We start from the raw sequence: 21,948 nt of genomic DNA, 5'->3' as shown, positions 1-21,948 counted from the left end.
ATAAATTAATACTTGCTGTATTCTTCTTCAAGCTTGCCCAATTTTCTCAATCTTTCCTTTTCGCTCACGATCTCATTTCTCCTGAGTGCGCTTTTTCTTCTCTCGGTCCGGCTCTTTGTCTTTTCCTTGAACCTTGAATTTCGCGCTTGGATAAGAAGACCGCTCTGCTGTACTTTTTTGGAAAATCTTCTCAGCAGGCTTCCGACGCTTTCATTGTCTTTTCTTTTAACTTCAATCATTTTACACCCCTAAAAAATTAATATTTATAATAAAAATCGACTGAGTTGATTATAACACATTAACTTAGCTTGGCAATACCCTCACCCGAAAATGCTATTCGGGACTATGCCGGTCTGATATTTTCATAAAGCCGCGCTCCGCCCAGCAAATGCATATGAATATGCCCGATCTCCTGTCCGCCATTTTTTCCGACCCTTACCAGAAGCTTGTATCCACTTTCGGATATCTTCATCTGCTCGGCTATTTTCTTTGCTGCTATTATCATCTTGCCCATCAGAGCCTCGTCGCTATCTTTTACGTCAACGACAGATTCAATATGTTTTTTGGGAATGACCAGAACGTGCACCGGCGCAACGGGATTGATGTCCTTAAAGGCTATTATGTCTTCATTCTCAAATACCACGTTTGCAGGTATTTCTTTTTTTGATATTTTGCAGAATATGCAATCCATTTTTGTTTTTATTTGATAAATTTATGCGAGTCTTCTTTTGACTTCAGTAACCGCGTCTTCCAATGTCACAACCTCCTGCATCCCGCTTTCCATATCCCTTATTATAACCGTATTGTCCAATGCTTCCTTCTGACCGATTATAAGAGCTAGCTTGCTGCTATACCTGTTTGCGATCCGAAGCTGCGACTTTATGCTGCCCCGCCCCACAGATTCACCAACGGATATATTCGCATCTATTAGCTTGTCGAATAGCTTTAATATTTTTTTTCTGGCTTTATCTCCGAGCTGCACCAGAAATACTTCCTTTTTGATTTTCATATCAATACTTATCTTTGCTCTGATAAGCTGCTCGATCACCCTCTCGAGGCCGAATGAATATCCCACAGCAGCCGTAGGTTCGCCGCCCAGCGACTGTACGAGATTATCATACCTGCCGCCGCCCCCGAGAGACAGCTGCCTTGAACCGCCCTCCGGATCCGCCGCCCAGATCTCAAACACTGTTTTTGTGTAATAATCAAGGCCCCTCACCAGACTGGAATTCAATACATAGGGAAGCTCCAACTCATCAAGGAATTCAAGTACGTTCTTGAAGTGATCATGACATCCCGTACATAAACTGTCGATTATTTGAGGCGCTGATGATGCGACTTGCATGCATTTTTCTTCTTTGCAATCCAAAAGCCTTAGCGGGTTTTTAAGCAATCTCCTTTTGCAGTCGGTGCATAATTTATTGATTTTCATTTCATAATAATCCGTCAGAACATTCTTGTAGTTCGATCTGCATTCCTTGCATCCTATGCTATTGATCTGAATCGTCACATTTTTCAAACCGATTCTCTGGAAAATCTTCCATGCCAGATAGATAACCTGCGCATCAACTGCAGGACAGGCATCTCCGAACACCTCAAACCCGAATTGATGGAACTCTCTGTATCTTCCCGTCTGAGGCCTGTCATATCTGAACATCGGACCCTCATAATAAAGCCTCACGGGCTGTGACCACTTGCTCATGCCATTCTCTATATACGACCTCACTATGCCGGCAGTCCCTTCGGGCCTTAATGCAACTTTTTCATCACCCTTGGTCTCAAAAACGAACATTTCCTTCTCAACTATATCCGTCAGCTCGCCAACTCCGCGTTCGAACAAATCTGCGAATTCAACAACGGGCGTTTCAATTCTTCCAAAACCGAAATTCTGGCACAGCCTCCTGCTCTCACTGATCACATAATCCCAGAGCATCTGTTCCGGCGGCAAAACATCCTTCATTCCCCTTACGGTTTGTATAGGATTTGTCTTCTTTCGCGGTTTCTTTTCTTCTTTTTTTTCGATCTTTTTAACTCTTGGCATTTATTTGAAATTTACTTTATAAAATTAAGACAATACGCCTTGAATGAAATTCTCTATTTTGCTGATATTTTCAGGATCATTCTCAACATCGTTCGGTCCCTTTGCGATAAAATCCAGATCACCCACCAGGATCATTCCAAGCTTATCCGCAACGACATCAAAATTCGAATTTAGGCGTTTAGTTGAAATAGGACCGCCTCCGCCGACAGAGATCACTACCATTTTTTTTCCATTCATCTTCCCGCTTGTGCAATATGGCCTCAATCTGTCAATGAAATTTTTCATAAGGCCCGTATAGCTGTCGAAATAATTCGGACTCGCGAATATCACGAGATCGCTTCTCTCCATCCTGTCATATATGTCCTGCATGCCGTCTTTGATCTTGCATTTATTGGTAGCATCGCATTCAAAGCATCCGTCGCAAAGCTCGATCCTTTTCTCGCGGAGAAGAATCAGGTCCGTTTGATGCCCCATCCTGTCCGCCTTTGTCAGCACTTTATTCAGAATATATTCGGTATTTCCCTTTCTCGCACTGCCGCAAAAAGCAATTATTTTCATATTCACGAAATTATTTTATTAAAGCGATTACGGATTCTCGTATTGTGCCCCTTCGAATATCGCAAGATCATTATACGGCCACGCTCTGATCAGTGCCTTTCCGACAATAAAATGTCTATCCAAAACGCCCCACCATCTTGAATCCGCGCTCGCAACTCTGTTATCTCCCAGAACGTAATATTCGTCATTCTTAAGCTCGGCAATATAATTACCCGTAGTGACGGTTGTCTGCGGTATGTATTTATCTTCACCGACAACAAACCCCTCCGGCCTTGCATTATTATAGATCCGTATAGTGTTGTTTGATATTTCAATTTTTTCACCCGGCAATCCAATTATCCTCTTAATAAAATATTCGTTAGGATTTTTCGGATATTTGAATATTATGACATCTCCTCTTTTTGGCTCACCGATCTCATAGCTTAGCTCGTCGACTATCAAATAATCGCCATCATGGAAATTAGGCTCCATGCTGCTTCCGCTCACAAAAAAAGGCTGCATTACATAAGTTCTGATGCCTATTATGACAACAAGACTTATTATCACGATCTTTGCAGTTTCAGCTGATAATCCCAATATATCTTCAATGATCAATCTTAATCCGCTCGATTTTTTTTCCCCTTGATCCATACGATATTTTCCAATTTCATTATGAATTAATTTTTACATGATAACTACAGAATACAACTTTTAGACCCGCGAGTCAAATATTCTCCTGCTTCTTTTTTTGCCTAATTTATCGCACCTCGCCGCGCAATGCCGCTTTTCATTAGACACTTCCACCGCATTATTGTAGAATAAAATTGAACTGAATTCCATATGCTGAAGATTGCCGTAAAATTCTTTTTTCTGATGCTTTTACTTGCACTCATACCGCTCGTTGGTTTTTCATATGAATTTTTTCAGACCGGAAATAAGATATTTTCGAAGAAAGAAGGTTCTGATTCCATAATCAAGCAATTTTCAGAAATGATCTTCAGTCCGGCGCAATCCCTTGATGGTGAAAATGAAGACAGCATCAACATACTCCTTCTTGGGATCGGAGGAAAACACCACAATGGAGGAGATCTCACAGATACAATCATGATCGCAAGAATAAAGCCGCAAAAAAAAGAAGCCGCATTTATTTCGATACCCAGGGATCTTTTCGTCCATGTTACGGAATTGAACATCGGAACAAAGATCAATGCTGTCAAGGCGCTCGGCGACAAAAATGGCAAAGATGGCATGCTCCTTCTGAAGAATACGATCGAGGAAATATCCGGCCAAAAGATCAATTATTATCTGCAACTGGATTTTAGCGGGTTCACGAAGATCATTGATGATGTGGGCGGAATAGACATTGAGCTTGAAAACGACATTAATGATCCGACATATCCCAATTTTTCCAATGGATACGACCCATTCTATATAAAAAAGGGCTTGCATCACCTTGACGGAGCACTCGCTCTCAAAGTCGCAAGATCGAGGCACAGCAAAATGGGAGATTTCGACAGAATAAAAAGACAGCAGAATATTCTCAAGGCGTTCAGGCAGAAAATATTTGAAAAATATTCCAGTGTCGACATCATGGCATTCAAAAACATATTGACCGACCTGGGAGACCATCTGCAAACGGACATCGAACCGAAAGAGATCCCGAGATTCTACAAAATAGCGAAAGATATCGGAAATCACAAGATCACAACGGAATCCATAGACACGAGCAACTATCTTGCGCGGTCGTATGTCGGACTGGGATACACCCTCGATACAAAATCAAAAGATTATGAGAACATCAAAAAATTCAGCGAAGACATTTTCACTCTTTCCATGAGCGATGAGGAACGAGATTCCATAAAAAAAGAAAGTGCCACCATTGAAATTAAAAATGCCACCGGAACGCCTGATGTTGCAAATACGGTTGCAAGGGACCTTGAATCTTACGGATTCAGGATAATCAATTCGACAAACACAGCGGATGAGACGGCTTCGGGAGTAAAAATATTGAACAATTCCAATGGCCTCAAGCCGCTGACCCTTTCCATCCTCAAAAGCAAGTTTCTCGCGATGCTTGAAGATGGAGCGGATATCTCGGATAGTAAAGCGGATTTTGTCATACTCCTCGGTAAAGGATTCTGAAAATTAAAACCTAAGCATTGGAATGGTATTAACAATGCAAAATATCCGTAATTAATTTTCATTTTGTATTTTATCTTTATCAATAATTATTACAATTTATGAAACTGATAGTCGGCCTCGGCAATCCGGGAAAGGAATACGAGCGAACAAGGCACAACGTGGGATTTATTGCGATCGACAAAATAGCCGGATCTTTCAATTTTGAACCCTTTGCATTCGAAAAAAAATTTAATGCGCTTCTTTCTTTCGGGAACATAAGCGGCGAAAAGGTGTTGCTTCTGAAACCGCAAACATTTATGAACAGTTCAGGCGCGTCCGTGAGATCGGCAATGGATTATTATAAAATATCGAACAATGATCTGTTGGTGATCCAGGATGAGCTCGATATCGCGATCGGAGAATTTAAGGTAACAAAAGACAGGAGCTCGGCAGGTCACAAAGGGATACAATCGATAATCGATACTCTTGGAACAAAAGATTTCACCCGATACAGAATAGGCATAGAATCCGACCGCGGCAATATGGCATCAGAAGATTTTGTTCTCGCAAATTTATCGGCCGCCGAATCGGATATCTTAAACGGAATTACGGATAAGATCCGTGACAATATAAAAGAAAGGATCTGAGACCCTTTCTTTTTCTGTTTTCTGCCATAAACTTTACTGCCTATAAGCGTAAGATCTGTATTTACAAGAAATAAAGACCTGAACATTAGGCCGTTATGCAACTATAGGAGGTATTGTTGCATCATAGCCGCTCATAGACAGAAAAGTGCATGGCATTGCCATCTTTTACATCCGGCATACTGCCTATAAGCGTAAGGCCTGTATTTACAAGAAATACATGCCTAGACTTAAGCTACTCGCACAATATTAGGAGGGATTATTGTGCTTTCACAGCTCATAGACAGAATGCCGCCCATAAAATCCTAGTTGCTTCCGATTGTAAATGCAGCAAAATAAAAAACCTCCAGATTTTTATTAACATCCCAGTATAGCATATTATATTTTATATGTCAATATCTGAGCGTCAATATTACAACGCATTTAATCTCATGCCGTTCATGGGTCCGGCCAAACTAAAAATGCTTCTGGCGCATTTTAAATCTCTTGAAAATGCTTGGAGATCCGGCATTGATGATCTTCTGGCGTCGGGCATCGAAAATAAAACGGTTCTGAGGATGATCGATTTCAAAAAGAATATCTCTCCGGAAAAAGAATACGAAAAACTTGCCGAAGAGAACATAGAACTGGTGACGTTTAAGGATGAACGCTTTCCAAATCTTCTTTTGGAAATATCAAGCAGTCCGGCCATGATATATCTAAAAGGTTCTCTGAGCAATAGCGACATCTGCCTTGCCGTTGTCGGATCAAGAAAGCTTTCGCCATATGGAACTCAGGCCGCATCATTTCTCTCAAAGGAACTTTCAGCATCCGGATTGACTCTGGTGAGCGGACTTGCTTTCGGCGCAGATACTGTTGCTCACCTTGAATGCGTGAAGCAAAAAAAACGTACGATCGCAGTTCTCGGAGGAGGCTTGGACGAAAAAAGCATATACCCCCTGAGCAATCGCAAGCTGGCGCGCGATATTTCCGGCTCTGGAGCCCTCATCAGTGAATACCCAATAGGTACCCCGCCGCTTAAACAGCATTTTCCCGCAAGGAACAGGATCATAAGCGGACTCTCGAAAGGAGTGCTTGTTATCGAAGCATCTGAATCTTCCGGATCTCTTATAACGGCCAAATTTTCACTTGAACAGAATAGAGATGTTTTTGCGGTTCCGGGCAGTATTTTTTCCGGCAATTCGATCGGTACGAACAATTTGATCAAGCTCGGAGCGAAACTGGCTTCTCGTCCCCGCGATATACTTGAGGAGCTCGACATTGAAACTTCGCTTGACGCATCGAAATTGAAAGATATAATTCCCGATAATGATGACGAGAAACTGATACTGGAAAATCTGGCTCGTGATAATGCCACTCACATTGACCAGCTCTCAAAAAACATTAAAATGAATATGAACTCGCTTTCAAGTTTATTGACACTGATGGAAATTAAAGGTAAAGTCAAAAATATTGGCGGGATGAGATATATTATTGCAAATTAAAATTTTAAAAATCAAAATGAAAAATGTCAATTGAATTTCTGTTTCATGAAAATCATTAACATTTTTCACTTTTATTTTTTCATTTTAATTTTTTTTCTATGCCAAGCAAAAAACTTATTATCGTTGAGTCGCCCACCAAGGCCAAAACCATCTCAAGATTCCTTAGCAAGGATTATATAGTAAAGTCATCTTTCGGGCACTTGCGCGACCTTCCCAAGAGCAAGCTCGGTGTTGACGTTGAAAATAACTTCGAACCCGAATACATTATCAGCCCGAAAAGCAAGAAACATGCCGCAGAACTGAAAGAAGCCGCGACAAAATGCGATGAGGTTATAATCGCATCGGACGAAGACCGCGAAGGAGAAGCCATAGCTTGGCATATCGCACAGATGCTGAATTTGGGTGATTTCGGAAAGAAAAAAGGTGCCAAGGATTATAAACGCATAGTCTTTCACGAAATAACCAAAAAGGCGATAGAGGATGCGCTGGAAAATCCGAGAAAAATTGACATGGACCTTGTCGATTCACAGCAAGCGAGAAGGATACTCGACCGGCTCGTGGGCTACAAGCTGTCTCCTCTTTTGTGGCGAAAGATCAGATATGGACTTTCTGCCGGAAGAGTGCAATCGGTCGCAGTGAGGCTCATTGTCGAACGCGAAGACGAGATCAATAAATTCAAACGCGAAGAATATTGGACGATCGAAACAGATCTTTCCAGAAAGAACGATCCAAGCGCACTCTTCAGGGCAAAATTGATGAAGGAAAACGGAAAAAGCATTCCAAAACTCGGCATAAAGACAAAAGAAGAATCCGAAAGGATCAAAAATGATCTGAAAAATTCCGAATATAAAGTTTCTTCAATTACAAAAAAGGAATCAAAAAAGAATCCCCTTCCGCCTTTCACGACCAGTACTCTTCAACAGGCCGCAAACAACAGACTGGGATATAGCTCGAAACAGACCATGATGATCGCCCAGCAGCTCTATGAAGGAATTGAACTTGGTTCAGGCGGTGCTACCGGACTCATCACCTACATGAGAACCGATTCATTGAATTTGAGCAACGATTCGCTTCTGAACGCGGAAAAATACATAAAAGAAAATTTCGGCAATGAATATTACGAGAAGCGGCTTTATAAGACCAAATCGAAAGGCGCACAGGAAGCGCATGAAGCCATCAGGCCGGCAAACCCGTCGCTTTCGCCTGAGTCCATAAAGGAACACCTTGATCCCAAGCAATTCAAAGTTTACAACCTCATCTGGCAAAGAATGATCGCCTCCCAAATGTCCAGTGCCATATATGACCAGACAGGCATCGACATCAGCGCCAGTGAAAAATATGCACTAAGGGCAAACGGATCAGTGTTGAAATTCGAAGGATTCCTGAAAGTTTATCCGGTCAAATCCGAAGATACGATCCTCCCGGTCATCGATAATGGCGAAATATTGGATCTGAAAGATATTTTAAATGAACAACATTTCACTGAACCGCCCGCTCGATTCAACGAGGCAAGTCTTGTAAAGACCCTTGAACAGCTGGGCATTGGAAGACCTTCGACATATGCGCCGACGATCAGTACGATCCAGGAAAGAGGCTATGTCGAAAAGATCGAAAAACGATTCCATCCGAAAGAGATCGGCGTTCTTGTGAATGGACTTCTCGTGGATAATTTTCCGGAGATCGTCGATGTTCAATTCACGGCAAAAATGGAAGCGGAACTTGATGAGATAGCCGAGAATAAAAAAGAATGGGTACCGGTGATCAGCGCATTCTATAAGCCATTCTCGAAAAATCTCAAAGAGAAGGAAAAAACGATCGACAAGAAGGAGCTCACCGAAGAAAAAACCGACGAGAAATGCGAAAAATGCGGATCCCCCATGGTCATTAAACTTGGAAGATTTGGAAAGTTCCTTGCATGTACGAACTATCCCGAATGCAAAACCACAAAACCGTTCGGCGACGAGAAAGCGCTGCAGGATGAATTTTCAGGTGAAATTTGCGATAAATGCGGAAAACCCATGAAAGTAAAGCGCGGAAGATATGGCACTTTTCTGGGATGCAGCGGCTATCCCGACTGCAAGAACATAAAACCGATCGTAAAATCTACCGGCGTCAAATGCCCTCAATGCAAAAAAAATGACATAGTTGAAAAAAAATCGAAGCAAGGAAGGATCTTCTATGCCTGCAACGGATACCCGGATTGCAAATTCGCGCTTTGGTCCAAACCCACGGGAGAGCTGTGCCCCAAATGCAATAGTCTAATGCTTTATGCAAAAAATGACACTGTTGCGTGTTCGAATAAAGAATGCAAATAGATATTTAGATACATAAAAAAGTCGTGATCATTTCACGATTTTTTGTTATGACGTTGCATCTTCTCTTATTCTCTTCAATTTTTCGATCAATGCTTCGATCTCGGCTTTTTTCGCCGATTATGATGTCATGAAAATATATTTTTGGTAACTATCCGCGGTTTATTAACAGAATCAGGGATATTTGTTAAAATAACATAAGGATAAGTATGCTTATTTTAAAGACCTATTTTATCCTTTTATAATATTCATAATATGTTTGAGGCATAATTAATTTGATAAATATATATGGAAAAAATAAAGATCGGCATTTCGGGAGATGAAGGCAGTTTTTCGGAGCAAGCCGCAGTGGAATATTGCCGCAAGAATCAAATAACCGAGTACGAACTGGTGTATCTGATTTCGGTCGAGAAAGTCCTTAATTCGCTCGAGAACAAGAAGATCGACCTTGGCATTTTTCCAATCGAGAATTCGAATGGTGGAGTAGTTATCGAAAGCATATATGCAATGAGCAGATATATTTTCAAGATCAAGGACATATTCGAGATCCCGGTGATACATTGCCTGCTGACAAAAAAAGGCGTTTCCAAGGATGACATCAAAAGCATCGCGTCTCACGATCAGGCGCTGAAACAATGCAAAATGTATCTGAAAAAACAATGGTCAAAAGCAGATCTCAAAGAAACGGAAGATACGGCCAAGGCGGCAAGGGATCTTTCGGAAGGAAAGCTTGGCAATGAAACTGCAATACTTGCTCCCGAAAGCTGCGCCACCCTTTTTGGGCTCATGATCATGGAAAAGGGCGTTCAGGACCTGAAATTCAATTTCACGAGTTTTCTCGCTGTCGAAAAATAATGCTATATAAAAATAGCATCTCTAAATGCTATTTTTATTATGCTCAAATATGAATACAGGCCTTCTATTACCGCTTTTTTACAATCAAGAAAGTTGTCGTATTGAAAGGATCATGGTGCATATTGTAAGACAATATGTTCAAATTATAAAGCTTAGCCGCAACCTGAGACGCAAGTGTCGCTGTCGTTCTCGGAAGCTCGCCTTCCGCTATCCTCTTTGCGCATAAAGCGGTATCGTCGTCGTCTTTTCCGTAGGTTATTTTCAGATATGGGTATTTTTCTGCAAGGGTTCTTTTGCACTGGCTGACGGCCTGCGGATGGCCGAAAACTTCATTTATATTTTCTATTTTTTCGCTTGGATACGAGAGAAGACACTGCATGATCTTCATCCCATAGACAGCCATGACCTTATACGTGTATTTTCCCATGGGATCCATGCTTGTAACATAGGCCCCCGATCCGGAATTTGCCATCGCAAATATTCCCCTGTCGATCTTGCCTTCATCCAGCTCGCGCAGAACATTCTCGGCAGTTACAAGAAACTTGAGATCCAGTTTTGTCTCATCGACCTTGGCCTCTTCGCAAAAACGAAGAATAGATTCATGCGTAAAGCACCCCTTTATGCCATGGATCCCGACCCTAAGCTTCACGGTCGAAGCCGGAAATATTTCCGAAATGTTCTCCTGGAACTGTATGGCGATCTCCGGTTTTGTCTTATAATAGTCCTTTTCCATAAATATGGACTTCGTCGCATCCGAGAACCAATTCTCGATCCACAATCTGATCTTGATCCTTTCTTCCGGCGACAATGTTTTTATATCTCTTTCCTGTTCTTTGAATTTTTTCTTTATATCCTGATCGGTTAATTTTGAAAGCCTTAAGAAAGCCTTCCTGGAGCTTTTCAAGAGGTCCTTGTGCGCATTACAAAGAATCTCCTTCCTGAGCCAGTAAGCCGTGCTGTTTATCACATGATGACAAGCCCCATACATTGCATTGGACGCCGGGACAGACCATTTATTCATCTCGCTCCTCGTCGGCTTGATCTCTTTGCAATTTTTGATATATTCGTTTTTCAGCTCCTCGATCACGACAGTAAGCAGCTCCGGCACACTTAGAGTTAATCCCAGCATAAAATCATGATAGTCTTCGGATTTGGCGCCCAAAAGCTGTATGCCCTGATCTTTCAGAAACTCCAGAGTTCTCTTGGCGTTTTGATTCCGTTCACTCCTTCTTGAACCGTCTATGACGGCCCATCTTTGACCGTTCAAGGGAATATTTGGACCATGCAAAGGATGCAAAGACAAATGTGATGCTCCCGTTTTCTTTATAACCTCTGATAAATTTCTCTTGATCGAACAGATATCGACCATAAGCTGCCTCTTGTCTAATTTCTTCCCCTCGAGCAGGCCATCGATCGCATCCCGCGGAATGCTAAGCCAGATCACGTCCGCAGTCCATGCCTCGCGCCAGTCTTCTTTAGTCGAGACATTCCTGGATATGGGCTTGACCTCTCCCAGTAGCGACAGAAATCTGGTCAGGAATTTTCCCATATCTCCGTTCGCGCCGATAATAGCAATTTTCATATTATATTGTTTAAATTATTATAAAGTCGTTTAAAATAAAATTGAAGGCATCATGCTCATAGTTTATATTCTAACACACGATGCCTGTTTTTATAAGGCGTTATTTCGCCTCATTATATGCCTTTGAAACAACCCTCACTCCGTGAGTCGTGATCCCCGCAAAAAAAACCATTTTCGGGCTTCCAAAAACATGGAGTGTTTCGAGTCCATTCAGCTTTCTTGCGCTTTCTGTCGTAATGCACGCATCCGCCTCGAGCGCACTGCACAATTCTGCCGCCTTGGCATTGCTTGTAGTCAGCTTGACGCTGCACTTTACTTCATTGAGCAGGGGCGCCGGAGAGGGGTGCGATGCAATGATCCACGAATCGGGAAGGATCCCGTCTCTGATCTCATGTATCTTTTCACGCCGCGTCGCAAGCTGCATTTCATCCAGCATCATCACCTTCTCCGCAAAGAACGTGAGCGTATCCGGGTTTTGGAAAAAAACATTGCACAGGCAATTATAGACTGCGCATGTCCAAAATGTTGCAACATGCCCCTCACTGGTAACACTTCTTGCTTTTTCGATCGACTCTTCCGGGGTCGAACAAAGAACAATTTCTGTTTTGTTTTCGATTCCCATCTCCCGAATCCATTGCTCGCAGGCCTGTTCCATATTGGTTCCCATGGGACCCAAAACAAAACATGTTATTTTCTTTACGAGTTCCGACCGCAATGCCAATCCTTGCTCGTTAGGGCCCTGAGGAAGCTTTTCCGGGTCATTGAAAATCTTCAAACCTTGTATCAATTCGGTTCCTCCTGTATTTTTTTAATTTTTTTGCCTCGGGCGGAATTTTGATCCGCATATTCCGGTGTTTCATGCCGGCGCTCTTTTCAGCCACCGAGGCGCACATTGGCAAGATTTAACTTACCATTCAATCTTCCATCGCGTGGAAAACTGAATGGTTCTTTATATCATTAAAAAACAGCCTCTTCGACAGGCTATTTTCATCTGAATTATCACAAAATAACCTATCTTTTAAGGAAGTTATAGCTAAAAAAGAAGAAATTGTTATTTATACCGTATTTCATGATATTTGAGCTTACTTTGCCATTATAGCACAATGCAGGCATGTGTCAATGTCGAAAATAATGAACATACCCCCGGCTTGACGCCGAGGGTATCTGCTTGGCAGGCTATGCCTGTTTTTTCCATAACGTCTGTTGTGCTAATTCAACTCTGTTTACATCTTGGTTTTTTATGTAGTTTCTGATCTGTCTTAATCGATTATCTGCCTGTTTGTCATTCCGGACTTGCCTGCCCGCCTCCGGAGGGATCCGGAATCCTCGTTTTATTTCGTTATTGCTTTACTACATCACTCTTACGAAATGTAACGAAGATCCTGAAACAAGTTCAGGATGACACGACCTAGAATGATAATATGGCAATTACTATATTACAGTTACACAAGAGCTATCGCTCTAAACGCACACACCGGCTAACGCCGGTGGTTTTTGTTATAATAAATAAGGCAAGCCTGAAGCCTGCCTTTTGTACCACGTCTTTGTTTTCAATAGCCGAATGATTCTTCAAATCCGCAATGGGAACATCGGGATATGAAAGACACTGCCAGCACGATATTCCCTCCTCCGGGAATACTGTTTTCCGCTACATCGCTTTTCTTTTTGCATCTGGGGCAGATCTCCCATTCCGTCCAACATTCCGATATACATTTATTTTCCCGGTGCCCACAATCGCCGCACAATGCGCGAATCTCGACTGTTTTCAGGTATTCATTGCACTCGATCACCTCGATCTTATAGTTCGCTCCGTTGCACGCGGGACATTCATCGCCATTTATCCAATACGGAGCTCTATTTTTCGCCCATTGCGGCATTAATTCCATATTGTCCATTTTGACTCACCTTCTTCGATCGTCACATTCATTATGCAGAGGGATAGCCGAGACAATTCCACGTATCATTCAGCTTCTGGTCGCAGGTCGAACAGTGGTCCGGCGTATCCGTCATCGGAGGATAATTCCTGTTTCTTTTTCTGTTCTCATTCTCCGAGTCGGCCGCTCTGATCCTTGATCTCAGCCTGCCAAGTTCAGCCTTTTTTCGATCCATCTGGTCTCTGCAATAAAGCATTTTAGCGGTCGTTTTTGACTTCTTCATCCGCTTTCGATAAACACTTATCATACCTATTATCATCTTTTCTTCTTCGCTTATGCTCCATTTTTCCTTCAATTTTCTTCCTCCTTTTATTTTTTCAATTCAATAAGACAATCGCCTTATCCCGCAAGCCGCTTTTGCCGCAGGCAGAAACTTTTTTAAAAGCTTTCGTCTGATGCAAAACCGTGTCCATGGCTGAACATATCAAATTAAAAGTTGGGGAGAGCCAAATTTTCCCTTTGGCTCTCCGATTTTTTTATTTCTTCTTTTTTATTCCGGATCACGATCTCAAGATTTTTTTTGTTTTTTGAGTCCGACAAGAAGCATATCGCCGTTTCAACTTTCTGTAACACCGACATTATCCTGTCATTTCTTGTCATTGGGCCGATAGCGATTTCCGGCAGCATCTGGCCGATCCTCCAGCAGAGAATGTCTGCCGAATCATCGCTTCCAGACCTCTTCATGGCCACCAGCTCAGATGTTTCGTCTTCAATATCCATTACGCTATAACGCATAATTCCTCACTTCGTTCATTGCTGGCAACATTCATTATGATCGCCTCGTCGCCCTTCATCTCAAGTATGCACCGTGTGCCATATTTATTGATGGATTCGATCCTCTCTATTCCGGATAATATCTTCACTGTTTTTTTTACGCGCATGATCCCATTTCCCGTCATAATAATTTTTCCATTTTTTCTTATTATTCCGACGTCCGGGCAGATCTCGCGAAGTGCATAGATCATCTCATCGATCTCATCTTTGGGCTTTCCCGCTATCATCTTCTTTCCTCCTTTTTTGTATTATTTGATTATCAAGGTCCATTTGAACCCACTTTATCGGTTTTATGCCGTATTAAAACCGATAATATGTTTTCAATGTCATAACAAAAAACAGCCCCCGATAGGCCATTTTGCTTTTTTCTTTATTTTATCCTCATCACAAAACGACCTATCTTATTGGAAGGCTAAAATAAAAGAAATAGCTGTTTATTGAATGTATTTTCATATATATAGTTCTATATTGTCAATTTATATCTATTTTAATATATTGTCAAATCTTCTCATTATCCACCGCGGACATTCTTACCGTAAATTCTTTCAGGACCTGATAGAACCTTTCCAGATCAACAAGATCTATCCATTCTCCATCGCCATGAAAATCACCGCCCTTTGGCCGCGTTTCAATAACCGATATATTCTTTTCCACAAAATAATGAGCGTCGGATGTTCCATGGGTAAACATCGCCTCTTTCCTTATGCCATACAGATTCCGCGCGATCCGGTAAAATTCATCCGCAAATCTGTTTTTTATATTTATCCTTACGCTCGGATTATAAATAGTCGTCATGAGCTTTATTCCGGAATATTTCTTTCTGATGCTTTTTTCCATTCTGACGATCTTTTCATATTCTTTCCCGCTTATGAAGAAGATATCGGCCATTGCTTCCGCATAATCCGGAAGATTATCCCCCGTACGGCCCGTATTGAATTCATTTATATCGATCGTTGAATGGATATGCAGCGGATCTCCGCACGGTTCCGTTTTGAACGGTTTCTGCAGCTCGCTGAAATAATCCAGCAATGCTTCGATCGCATTTATACCTTTCCACGGCATAGACGGATGAGCCGACTTTCCATAGCTTTTTACGACAAAACACCACACGCCTTTCGAAGCTTTTTCAATTTTCCAATTCTCGCTTCCATCGGGAAGCACAACAGCGTCGCATCCGTATCCTTTACCAAGAAGATATCCGGCCCCGTTCTTCCCTCCACACTCTTCATCTGATGTGATCATGATTCCCAGATCATATTTCAAAAGATCTTTCTTCAACTCCTTCAATAACCTCAAATAACAAGCGATCGCGAATTTCATATCATATGCGCCTCGTCCAAACAATTTATCGCCGGATATCCTGGGAATAAACAGATCATTTGATGCCTTGGCAACATCCATGTGAGCCGCCAGAAAAACTTTAGGCTTCATAGTCTTTTGCGTCGTAATGACGATCGATCGATATCCATCCGACTCGAATTCCCTCACATCGACATCCAGACCGGCTAATTCGGATCTGACCCACTTCAAAGCCTTGCCGTTCTCTTTGTGATTTCCGACAACCGTCTTAAATCTTATCAATTTTTGCAGTTCCCCGATCATATTATTCGATTATGCTTAAACATTTTTCGAAAGCGTTCTGCAGATATTTCTCACGAACGCAGCTCGCACGATCCGCCTTGCTATGATACACGCTCATAAATTTTTCAGGTCTTCTTTCTACCGACGTTACCACGAGTACCTTCTTTTTATCATTATTTTTCTTTGCAAAGTACAAAGACACCGCTTCCTCGTCGTTCCTAACCTCGGCATTATCCGTTCCGACGCAATCTACGATTATAACCTTCTTTGCGTTTTTCATTATCCTCCTGTTCCTAGACTCAAAAGCTCTGAAACACTTTCCCCAATAGAAAGGCCTATCGTACGAAAGCTCTTCCGCACCGCAAAAAACAATAAGATTATCTTTCAGTATATTTTTATTATTTTTAACCAAGCTCATACAAACTGCCACGCCGCTGGCATTGTCGACCGCTCCTTCAAAAAAGCAGTCGTAGTGGGCGAAAAATATATTTTTGGAATCGATCCTGTTTCCCGCAAGAATATTGCATGATGTATATTTTCGCTTTTTGATCTTTATCAGCCCCTCGATCTTTGCGGCATTTTTGATAAATTTCACATCCCTCCTCGAAACCGCAAAGGACGGCGAATCATAGAAATTAGCCAGTGAGATGCCGTCTGAATGAGGATTATAATTTATATTACCGCATGTACCGCCTTCATATGAAGCATCCAATGAGCTTATTATATCGCATCCTTCCCCTACCGTTCCTCCGACCAATGATGTCGGTATGCATTTTATGCTCTTCCCGTCCGCCTTCAGATGATATTTCGCATACGACGGAACGGCAACTTCAAAGTTCTGCAGACTGTAATCCACAGAATTCCCTTTGAGCATCTTGATTATATAATTTTTCGCTAGCTTCTCTCCGGCGAACTGCCTCGGAGAAAGACTCGCGAGTTTTCGTACGATCTCTATTGATTTCATTGTGTTTCATTAATCCTGATCCATATAAAACTGCTATCTGCCGATAGGCCCATTATACTTTCTAAGCCATCCAATAAATTCAACGATATTATCGACCATGTAATCATGATACGCTTTTCCTTTTTCGGCAGAGGCCCTATTTGAAGCGGAAAATGCGCCCGAAGGCGTGAACTCGCGCTGCTCGCTGGAATTCCATACGATATCTATGACATCCTTTCCTCCGCCAAACAGATCGAAACTGAAAAACTTGGAAAAAATCTTTTCCGCATCGATATTATTCTTGGAAAGCTTTTCCTTATCTATAAGATTCGGATACTTATACATAAGATGCGATGTTTCCAGCTCCCCTGCATGATGCTCCGGTTCTTCCTTAGTTTTTGCTGCGATCCCTTTTGCGATCTTCATCGGATCGATCACCGCAATAAAACTTTTCGGATGATCATACTCATGGACATATTTCGCAGCGCTGATCAAGCCCGGCAGATTGGCGCTCTTGTGGCCATTGATGATCAACACTTTCTTAAATCCATTTTTTATGACGTTCCTGAGAATATCTTTCATAAGTTCAGTCAATGTTTCGCTCCTTATGGATATTGTGCCGGGAAATTTAGAATGATGAGATGAATCTCCGAACCACAAAGGCGGCGCAGAGAGGACATTCGCTCTCTTGGCCGCATCATCGGCCAATGCGATCGCGGCGTATGTATCAAGACCCAGCGGAGCGGCTGGACCATGCTGTTCGGTCGAACCTACCGGAATAATAAGAATATCGTCCCGTTTTAAATATTCCGCGACGTCCTGCCAGGTAAGTTCATTTAACCAGACAGATTTGCTTACTGCAGTTTCCATAAAATTGAATTAGTTGATTTATAAGCATTCTCGTTCATGCATTACGTTAATTATATCAGATAATTTAAAATAAAAAAGGGTGAGTTTGGTTTATATCTCACCCGCTAGCTGAACCATGGCAGTACCGATTTCCCTCTTTTGATCGGCCAGATCGAAATTACCGGCCTGGGAAAAAGATCCTTCAGGTTCTTGATGTCTCCATATGTGAACCATATGCAGTTCGGATAAACTGCTCCGATTTTCTGTTTTTCAACCTGCGTCATGTGCAGATATCTTTTCGCATCTTCGGATGCTTCGCATTTCTTTTGATGTATTCCCGCTCTTTTCTCGATAATACACCTGTAACATTCCGGAAATTTATTCCAGATGTCATCGCTTACATTTGTAAGATCCGCGGCATCCAGGCCCACTTCATGATATATCGCGCTCAGAAATGCGGTACTGATATTCCTTTCTCCGGCTATTGAAGATATCTTATTGAGATAAATATCATTTTCATAGCCATTGAACTCGCCATGCTTATCCGCCAATATCAGATGCACTTTGATCCGATCGTCGGTCATCTTCATTATATCGGATAATTTATCTAGGGCTTTGCGGTCTATCTCGGTCGGTTCTTGCTTTTCACCGACCCCCCAATATCCGACCAGCTTGATCGGTTCTGTTCCGCATGCGGAAATTATGTTTTCGATGTCTTTTAACGTTTCACTGTCGAGCTGTTCTCTTCTTACACCGCGGCTGTTGAGAACAGATATGATCTTGTTTTTATTTTCGTCCACTTTTATCTTCTCCTTTGTTTTTTATTTTTTCTGAATAATAATTCGAAAGCCAAGGACAGGATTCGAACCTGTGTTTTGAAGATCTGCTGTCTTCTGCCTTTGGCGGGACATAGTCTGGCTTTTCAGCAAGACGAAGTCCGCCTATCCTTCTCGGCCACCTCGGCAAACGTTTCTTTCGACGGATTCAGCGGTCCTAGCATCCGCCGGGACCTGCGATCGAACCCCTTTTTCTTTTTCTCAGATCTTTTTTTGATCCGTCTTCATTCTCCTGTTTATTTTTGTTTTTATTGATCTTATCATTATCTTCCTGCATGTATGTTCACCTCTTTTTCAATGTACACAACTAAAAAACCGGTCCAAAAAGACCAGCTTCACAGTATCATCTAAATCTTATTATAATTTACATAACACTATAAAACCAGCCTTCTTAGAAAGCGCAACAACAACAGATTGCTTGGTTTTTCAGTGTTATCATATAACGATTATTATTTACTGAGTTCAGATTACCATGACTGAAATCGCGTGTCAATAGCACCCGGCAAAACTGCTCTATCTGTACTCATTTTGCAATATATCAGCCGCAATTTTAAGTTTTTCCTCTTTAACGGCGAACGAGATTCTGGCATATCCTTCTTTCTGAAAGAATATGCCCGGCGTGATGCCGATCTTCTTCTCCAGCATTGTACCGCAAAACTCCATTGAACCCGACACTTTCGATGGGATCGGAGCGAACAGATAGAATGCTCCCTGCGCCGCGATCGATCCCGGTATGCTGAGATGTGAAATGAAAAAATTCCTTCTCTTCTCAAAAGACTCCTTGAGCTTTTTTTCAAATTCAAAATAAGCTTCCAGGCCGTTTGAAAGCGAATCAATTATGGCATACTGCATAAGCGAATCGCTGTTGCCGGAGATATTGCTCTTAAGGTCCCTTATTTTCCCGATAATTTCCTTTGCTCCCGCCGCATAGCCCGCCCTGAAACCCGGAACCGAAAGGCCTTTGCTGAATCCCTCGATGATTATCGTTCTCTCCTTCATTCCCTCAAGTCTTGCGATCGAAATATGCTTCCCGCCATCAAACAAAATGCTGCTGTAAACTTCATCAGAGATCACAATAAGATCGTGATCCTTCGCGATCTTGGCGATCTTGGCGATCTCTTGTTCCCCATATACCGCGCCCGACGGATTATTCGGACTGTTGATGATTATCACTTTCGTTCTTTCGTTCACGGCTTTTTCTATTTCTTCCGCAACAGGATGAAAATTCCGGTCAGTCCCGACGTACACAGCCTTGCCGTCGCAATAATTCACAACTTCGCCATAGGTCGGCCAGCATGGACTCAGCAAGATCACCTCATCGCCTTTTCCGACAAGAACCGAGACAGCCAGAAATATGGCCTCCTTGGAGCTCGTCCAGATAATCTCGCTTTCATCGTATTCCACGTCCTTCTTTTGTTTCAATATATCGGCTAATATCTTTCTCAGCTCCGGCTCTCCCTGCGTATTCGCATATCGGTTCACGCCTGTCTTGCCTGAAACCGCCCTTATCGCCTGCGAAAGAAATTCCGGAGTATCGAAATCGGGCTGGCCGATAGTAAGATTTATGACGCTTGCATCCAGCTTCATCGCCTCTTTCACCTTCATATCCCAAAACAAAGTTGCCGAACCCTTCATCTGTTTCGCCCTATCGGAAAATTCCATATTTTTATGATTAATTATTCACACACTAAGAATATCACTTTTTGAGAAAATAAAAAAGGAGCTTACGTTTAAGCTCTCTATTTCTTTATTATTCTTTATTCTTGCCGTTCAAAAGGCGGTTTATGCCTTCCAGCATCGCTTCGACTGAAGCCATGATAATATCCGTCCTGGCGCCTTTCGCCGTTATGGTTTTTCCGTCTTTGCTGAGTTTCACCCAGACCTCGACCAACGCATTAGTGCCGCCTTCGATGGCATCCACATGATATTCCTCAAGCCGGATGTCTCCGATCGCACTCAGAGCCTTTTCCAATGCATTTCTTGCCGCATCTACGGGACCTGTGCCGACTCCGGCCTCGACGATCTGCTTTCCGTTCACGCGGATCTTGATCGACGCCGTCGGCATCACTGTATTCCCGGAAACGACCGTCAGTTCTTCGAGCTTGACTTTTGCTTCTTTGTATATGCCGAGCACCACTTCGGCGATCTTTTCGAAATCGGCATCAGTTACGCGCTTGCCTTTGTCTCCAACCTCCTTTACCCGCTTTGTTATCTCATTTATCTGCTTGTCATCCGCGGTAAGTCCAAGTTCCCTCATTGCGAGTTCGACAGATGCTCTGCCAGCATGCTTTCCAAGAAGGATCCTTCTTTCGCGTCCGACAAGCTCCGGCGTGATCGGCTCGTATGTCGCAGTGTTCGCCTTCAGGCCATGCACGTGTATTCCCGCTTCATGCGTGAACGAATTTCCGCCGACTATCGCCTTATTGAGAGCAACGGGTATCCCGCTAAGCCTGCTGACAAGCCTTGAGGATTTATACAGGTTTCTCGTCTTTATATTCGTCTCTTTCTTATATAAAGAATAGAGAGTCATTACAACCTCTTCAAGAGAAGTGTTTCCTGCGCGCTCTCCGATCCCGTTGATCGTTACGTGGGCCTGTGCGGCTCCAGCCCGGAGTGCCGCGACAGTATTAGCCGTTGCCATTCCGAAATCATTATGGCAATGTATACTGATCGGGGCGCGAAGCTTTGAAAGCTCAAGAAATATCTCGTATGTCCTTTCCGGAGTCAGAATACCGACAGTATCGCAGAAACACAGCCTGTCTGCGCCTGCGTCTATTCCCGCATTATATAATTCCTTCAGGAATACCATATCCGCGCGCGAAGCGTCTTCTCCGCTGAGTTCGACTGTCAGCCCGAGAGATTTGGCGTACTTCACCATTTCAATTGCCGTATTCATGACCGTTTTCCTGTCCTGCTTCAACTTTTCAGTTATATGCAGATCGGAAACCGGAACCACAAGATGAACGGAATCAAGACCGCATTCTTTGGCATAGTCGATATCTTCTTTCCTTATCCTGGAATATGTGCAAAGCTCGGCTTTTATTTTTCCTTCGCGTTTCTTTTTAGTGATCTCTTTCGCGAATTCCCGCTCGCCTTCCGAGGTTATAACAGATCCGACCTCGATGACATCGACTCCCAACAGATCAAGATTTTCAGCAATGGCCATCTTGCTTTCCTTGCTGAATGATATTCCCGGAGTCTGTTCTCCGTCTCTAAGCGTTGTGTCCAGAATTTTTATTTCTTTTCTAAATGTCAATGTTCTATTCCTCCTTTTTTTGTTCTGATATTTATTTTTATTTCTTGATAATTTAAAATCCCGGGCGCTTTCCCGGGACTTTATCTTGTGTGCTATTTTTTTTGCATCAAAATAGCCGACAGGACAAAGCCCCGCGGTTAATGATAATGCTGATGATTGTATTATGATTTCCGGTCATATTTTTTATTAACTTGTTTCA

Annotated in this window: 22 protein-coding genes and 2 tRNA genes; 5 read left to right on the top strand and 19 right to left on the bottom strand. The window is 42.5% G+C overall.

What is annotated here, in order from left to right; all coding sequences use genetic code 11:
- Positions 1-5: 5 nt before the first annotated feature.
- The 5 genes from WC788_02950 to lepB form a co-directional block, all read right to left on the bottom strand.
- Positions 6-239 carry a 30S ribosomal protein S21 gene (locus tag WC788_02950; GenBank protein ID MFA6096562.1) on the bottom strand — a complete coding sequence of 78 codons (234 nt, stop codon included), beginning with the start codon at positions 237-239 and terminating at the stop codon, positions 6-8.
- Between the two features lie 104 nt (positions 240-343).
- The gene (locus WC788_02945; GenBank protein MFA6096561.1) at positions 344-691 is read right to left on the bottom strand and encodes a histidine triad nucleotide-binding protein; all 348 of its coding nucleotides are present in this window, start codon (positions 689-691) and stop codon (positions 344-346) included.
- A 21-nt stretch (positions 692-712) separates the two neighbouring features.
- Positions 713-2,041 (bottom strand): histidine--tRNA ligase, encoded by a 1,329-nt coding sequence (gene hisS, locus WC788_02940; protein ID MFA6096560.1) that lies wholly within the window; start codon positions 2,039-2,041, stop codon positions 713-715.
- A 24-nt stretch (positions 2,042-2,065) separates the two neighbouring features.
- Complete coding sequence (locus tag WC788_02935) at positions 2,066-2,599, bottom strand: flavodoxin family protein (GenBank protein MFA6096559.1); 534 nt, start codon at positions 2,597-2,599, stop codon at positions 2,066-2,068.
- 27 nt (positions 2,600-2,626) lie between these two features.
- Entirely contained in the window at positions 2,627-3,229 is a 603-nt protein-coding gene (lepB, locus tag WC788_02930) for a signal peptidase I (protein ID MFA6096558.1), read from the bottom strand.
- Positions 3,230-3,418: 189 nt separating this feature from the next.
- On the opposite strand from lepB, the gene WC788_02925 reads away from it, so the two are divergent.
- From WC788_02925 to WC788_02905, 5 genes are all read left to right on the top strand, one after another.
- Complete coding sequence (locus WC788_02925; protein MFA6096557.1) at positions 3,419-4,720, top strand: LCP family protein; 1,302 nt, start codon at positions 3,419-3,421, stop codon at positions 4,718-4,720.
- Between the two features lie 98 nt (positions 4,721-4,818).
- Positions 4,819-5,346: an aminoacyl-tRNA hydrolase gene (gene pth, locus WC788_02920; GenBank protein MFA6096556.1), complete on the top strand. Its 528-nt coding sequence runs from the start codon at positions 4,819-4,821 to the stop codon at positions 5,344-5,346.
- A 386-nt stretch (positions 5,347-5,732) separates the two neighbouring features.
- Positions 5,733-6,827, top strand: coding sequence for a DNA-processing protein DprA (dprA, locus tag WC788_02915; GenBank protein MFA6096555.1), 1,095 nt, complete (start codon positions 5,733-5,735; stop codon positions 6,825-6,827).
- A gap of 98 nt (positions 6,828-6,925) precedes the next feature.
- Positions 6,926-9,142: a type I DNA topoisomerase gene (topA, locus tag WC788_02910; protein ID MFA6096554.1), complete on the top strand. Its 2,217-nt coding sequence runs from the start codon at positions 6,926-6,928 to the stop codon at positions 9,140-9,142.
- A 285-nt stretch (positions 9,143-9,427) separates the two neighbouring features.
- On the top strand, positions 9,428-9,994 hold the full coding sequence (locus WC788_02905) for a prephenate dehydratase domain-containing protein (GenBank protein MFA6096553.1): 567 nt from the start codon (positions 9,428-9,430) through the stop codon (positions 9,992-9,994).
- Positions 9,995-10,061: 67 nt separating this feature from the next.
- Here the strand turns inward: WC788_02905 and WC788_02900 are convergent, their stop codons facing one another.
- The 14 genes from WC788_02900 to WC788_02835 all read right to left on the bottom strand — a co-directional run bounded on the left by WC788_02900 (position 10,062) and on the right by WC788_02835 (position 21,749).
- Positions 10,062-11,576 (bottom strand): prephenate dehydratase domain-containing protein, encoded by a 1,515-nt coding sequence (locus tag WC788_02900; GenBank protein MFA6096552.1) that lies wholly within the window; start codon positions 11,574-11,576, stop codon positions 10,062-10,064.
- 100 nt (positions 11,577-11,676) lie between these two features.
- Positions 11,677-12,363, bottom strand: coding sequence for a hypothetical protein (locus tag WC788_02895; GenBank protein ID MFA6096551.1), 687 nt, complete (start codon positions 12,361-12,363; stop codon positions 11,677-11,679).
- Positions 12,364-12,394: 31 nt separating this feature from the next.
- Positions 12,395-12,463, bottom strand: a tRNA-Phe gene (locus WC788_02890).
- Positions 12,464-13,126: 663 nt separating this feature from the next.
- Positions 13,127-13,471, bottom strand: coding sequence for a hypothetical protein (locus WC788_02885; GenBank protein MFA6096550.1), 345 nt, complete (start codon positions 13,469-13,471; stop codon positions 13,127-13,129).
- Between the two features lie 31 nt (positions 13,472-13,502).
- On the bottom strand, positions 13,503-13,805 hold the full coding sequence (locus tag WC788_02880; protein MFA6096549.1) for a hypothetical protein: 303 nt from the start codon (positions 13,803-13,805) through the stop codon (positions 13,503-13,505).
- A 134-nt stretch (positions 13,806-13,939) separates the two neighbouring features.
- Positions 13,940-14,245 carry a hypothetical protein gene (locus WC788_02875; protein ID MFA6096548.1) on the bottom strand — a complete coding sequence of 102 codons (306 nt, stop codon included), beginning with the start codon at positions 14,243-14,245 and terminating at the stop codon, positions 13,940-13,942.
- The gene (locus WC788_02870; GenBank protein ID MFA6096547.1) at positions 14,230-14,511 is read right to left on the bottom strand and encodes a hypothetical protein; all 282 of its coding nucleotides are present in this window, start codon (positions 14,509-14,511) and stop codon (positions 14,230-14,232) included. The genes WC788_02875 and WC788_02870 overlap by 16 nt, the downstream gene beginning before the upstream one ends.
- A gap of 271 nt (positions 14,512-14,782) precedes the next feature.
- Entirely contained in the window at positions 14,783-15,886 is a 1,104-nt protein-coding gene (locus tag WC788_02865) for a M20/M25/M40 family metallo-hydrolase (protein MFA6096546.1), read from the bottom strand.
- Between the two features lies 1 nt (position 15,887).
- A complete protein-coding gene (locus WC788_02860; protein ID MFA6096545.1) occupies positions 15,888-16,829 on the bottom strand; it encodes a M28 family peptidase in 942 nt (313 codons plus the stop codon).
- A 33-nt stretch (positions 16,830-16,862) separates the two neighbouring features.
- The gene (locus WC788_02855; protein ID MFA6096544.1) at positions 16,863-17,678 is read right to left on the bottom strand and encodes a creatininase family protein; all 816 of its coding nucleotides are present in this window, start codon (positions 17,676-17,678) and stop codon (positions 16,863-16,865) included.
- A 104-nt stretch (positions 17,679-17,782) separates the two neighbouring features.
- Positions 17,783-18,457, bottom strand: a complete 675-nt coding sequence (locus WC788_02850; GenBank protein ID MFA6096543.1) for a hypothetical protein — start codon at positions 18,455-18,457, stop codon at positions 17,783-17,785.
- A gap of 47 nt (positions 18,458-18,504) precedes the next feature.
- Positions 18,505-18,621, bottom strand: a tRNA-Cys gene (locus tag WC788_02845).
- A gap of 385 nt (positions 18,622-19,006) precedes the next feature.
- Positions 19,007-20,155 carry an aminotransferase class I/II-fold pyridoxal phosphate-dependent enzyme gene (locus WC788_02840; protein ID MFA6096542.1) on the bottom strand — a complete coding sequence of 383 codons (1,149 nt, stop codon included), beginning with the start codon at positions 20,153-20,155 and terminating at the stop codon, positions 19,007-19,009.
- A gap of 88 nt (positions 20,156-20,243) precedes the next feature.
- Positions 20,244-21,749 (bottom strand): 2-isopropylmalate synthase, encoded by a 1,506-nt coding sequence (locus WC788_02835; GenBank protein MFA6096541.1) that lies wholly within the window; start codon positions 21,747-21,749, stop codon positions 20,244-20,246.
- Positions 21,750-21,948 lie beyond the last annotated feature (199 nt).

Source organism: Candidatus Paceibacterota bacterium (assembly GCA_041661265.1).
Classification (GTDB): domain Bacteria; phylum Patescibacteriota; class Minisyncoccia; order JAHIHE01; family JAGLIN01; genus JBAZUT01.
Note: the sequence above shows the minus strand (reverse complement) of the source record. Positions and strands in the feature narration are given on the sequence as shown.